Origin of the sequence: Armatimonas sp., from assembly GCF_043760365.1 — a bacterium.
In the GTDB taxonomy this organism is placed as follows: Bacteria; Armatimonadota; Armatimonadia; order Armatimonadales; family Armatimonadaceae; genus Armatimonas.
Window position 1 is genome coordinate 1 of sequence record NZ_JAYUPA010001020.1, and the last position, 2,639, is coordinate 2,639.

The window sequence follows — 2,639 nt, forward strand, 5'->3', positions numbered from 1 at the left end:
CGGTAGAGCGTGAGCTTGTAGCGCTCGGTGATAAACGTCCGCAGATGGAGCTTGGTGGGCTGGTGGCGAAACTCGGTGATCACCGAGTCGCGGACCGACTCTTGTGCGCCCGTCCAGACCCCAAGCTGGCTGACGCCCTGCATCTGGCCGGGGATCGGGATTCCACAGGCGTCTAAGAACGTCTCCGGCAGGTCAATCAGAGCCTGAAGCGCCGACGACACTTCTCCAGCGGGGACGTGGCCGGGCCAGCGGGCGAGAAACGGCAGGCGCAGCAAATCCTCGTAGTGGAACGCGCCTTTGTACCAGAGGCCGTGCTGCCCCAGAAAGTGCCCGTGATCGGTGGAGAAGACTACCAGCGTGTCCTCGGCGATCCCACGCTTGTCCAGCTCGTCCAGGATACGCCCGATCTCGCGGTCCATCAGGCTGATCATGCCGTAGTAGATCGCGAGGTCTTTCTTTTGCTGCTCCTCAGAAGTCAAGTGCGAGTGGAAGCCGTGGTTGCCGTAGCCGCTCTCCTGCCAGTGCGAGAAGTCCGGGTGCTCTTTCTGGGTCTCGGCAAAGTGCGGCGGATTGCTGTCGTGCTCGCCCGGCGTGAGCGTCCCCGGTGTCATGTCGCCGGGATCGTACATCGACGCCCATGGCTCTGGCACCACATAGGGCGGGTGCGGGTCGGCAAAGCTGGCCCAGGCGAAGAAGGGCTTGTCGTCGGCTTGTGCTCTGTCCATGGCCTCGATGGTCTTATCCGCCACAAAGACGGAGTAGTGAAGCTCCTCGGGAAGCTCCCACGCGCCGCGCCTAGGGTTGAGCTTCTCTTTAGGCGAGCCGCCGCCCGCAAAATACGCTTCCCAGTTCGTGCAGCCCTTCTCCTCCATCCAGAGCGCGTAGTGCTGCCCCGCCCAGGCTTCGTCGCCGTGGTTGCGGTTGATCTGAATCCAGTCGAAGCCGTACCAAGGGCCGGTGAAGCCGCGCCAGAAAGCTAAGTCGCGGAACTTCTCCGGTGTTTCGAAGCTTATTTGTGTGCCCTCCGAGCGCAGCGGCTGGAAGTGGGCTTTTCCCAGGAGCGCCGTGAAGTAGCCGTTTTCCCGAAACACCTCCCCGACCGTGGGGACATCCTCGCCCAGCTTCACCCCAATCGTCCAGCAGCCGTGCCAGCTCGGGTACTGTCCCGTGATCATGGTCGAGCGCGACGGCGAACACACAGGATTATTACAATACGCCCGCTCAAAACGCATGCCTTCGTCGGCGAGGCGATCCAGCGCCGGGGTTTGGAGCTTTTCATTGACGCTCCCGAGACACGAGAAATGGTGCTGGTCGCTGGTGATCAACAAGACATTGGGTTGTTTGGACATCGTGGATTAAGAGTTCGCTTTGCCACATCTATTTCCCTTGTGGGGTATAACTGACCTAATGAATTGGGTCAGTCTGACTCGTGGGAAGCGAAGCGGCTTCTGGGATGGGCTGAGCATTCTGGCAGGCTGTGCGCTGATGGCACTGGGCTTCCGGCTCTTTATGAACGCCAACGACATCGTGGCCGGAGGGGTAGTGGGACTCTCGACCCTGCTGGAGCGGCGCTTTGGCTGGGAGGCGGCGTGGGTGCAGTGGGGGATCAATCTGCCGCTACTGGCGCTGGGCTTCTGGGTGCTGGGACGCGCGGCGGGCGCACGCGCGGCGCTCGGCTCGCTGGTTCTGCCGTTGCTGATGCTCGTCACCCGAACTGTCCCGACACTGACGCACAATCCCTTGCTGGCGGCGCTCTTTGGGGGCGTGGTCTATGGCGCGGGCCTTGGGCTGGTGCTCTCGGGGAGCGGCTCCGTGGGTGGCTACTCCTTGCTGGCCCGACTGGTGACAAAGCGCCTTCATCTCTCGGTGAGTAATGCGATCTTCACCTTCGATGCACTTACCATTCTGGGCGGCGGCTGGCTCTTCGGGGCGGAGAAGGCGATGTACGGCCTGATCGCGGCCTTTGTCATGCGCCGCGCCCTCGATGCGGTGCTTCTTGGCTTCTCCCATACCAAACTCGCGTTTGTGATCTCCACCGCCCACGACGCCATCCGTCAAGCCGTGATCGCGGAGCTGGATCGCGGTCTCACCATCCTCCCCGGCACCGGCGGCTACACCGGCGACCCGCGCCCCGTGCTCCTCATCGCCCTCGGCCAAGCCGAAGTCCCCCGCCTGCGCACGCTCGTCCGCACGCACGACCCCGACGCCTTCGTTGTCCTCACCGACGCCGCCGAAGTTCTCGGAAAAGGCTTTCACCGCGAGGCGTAACCTAGATCTCGGCACTTCTGGCCCGGAAATAAGCGTACAATGCGGTATGGACGATGAAGTAGAGATCAGCCCGTGTGGGCAGTGGAAGCACGATCACCCGCCGGTGCGCGACATCAACACGGAGTTTGCCAAGCAGCAGAGTACGGGCCAGCGCCTCGCCGATAAGATCGCAGCGGCGGTGGGGGGCTGGCCGTTTATTCTCATCCAGTCCTGTCTCCTCGCCTGCTGGATCGCGGCCAATGTCTACTTTGCGCTCCACCCTGCGCTCCTCAAAGCCTGGGACCCGTATCCGTTTATCTTGCTGAACCTCGTGCTTTCGTTTCAGGCAGCCTACACCGGCCCCGTCGTGATGATGAGCCAGAACCGTCAGG

General features: G+C 62.5%; 3 protein-coding genes. 2 read left to right on the top strand and 1 reads right to left on the bottom strand.

Annotation, left to right across the window (positions count from 1 at the left end; genetic code table 11):
- A partial coding sequence (locus tag ACH2EH_RS25895) for a sulfatase (protein ID WP_395146314.1) occupies positions 1–1,349 on the bottom strand: 1,349 nt, incomplete at its 3' end.
- Between the two features lie 58 nt (positions 1,350–1,407).
- Here ACH2EH_RS25895 and ACH2EH_RS25900 point away from each other — a divergent pair.
- Both ACH2EH_RS25900 and ACH2EH_RS25905 read left to right on the top strand, forming a co-directional pair.
- Positions 1,408–2,268, top strand: coding sequence for a YitT family protein (locus tag ACH2EH_RS25900; RefSeq protein WP_395146315.1), 861 nt, complete (start codon positions 1,408–1,410; stop codon positions 2,266–2,268).
- Positions 2,269–2,314: 46 nt separating this feature from the next.
- Positions 2,315–2,639, top strand: a 325-nt coding sequence (locus ACH2EH_RS25905) for a DUF1003 domain-containing protein (protein WP_395146316.1), incomplete at its 3' end; no start/stop codon positions are given.

Excerpts from the sequence above, each read along its gene's own strand:
- ACH2EH_RS25900 (WP_395146315.1), top strand. The coding sequence starts at position 1,408 with ATGAATTGGGTCAGTCTGACTCGTGGGAAGCGAAGCGGCTTCTGGGAT.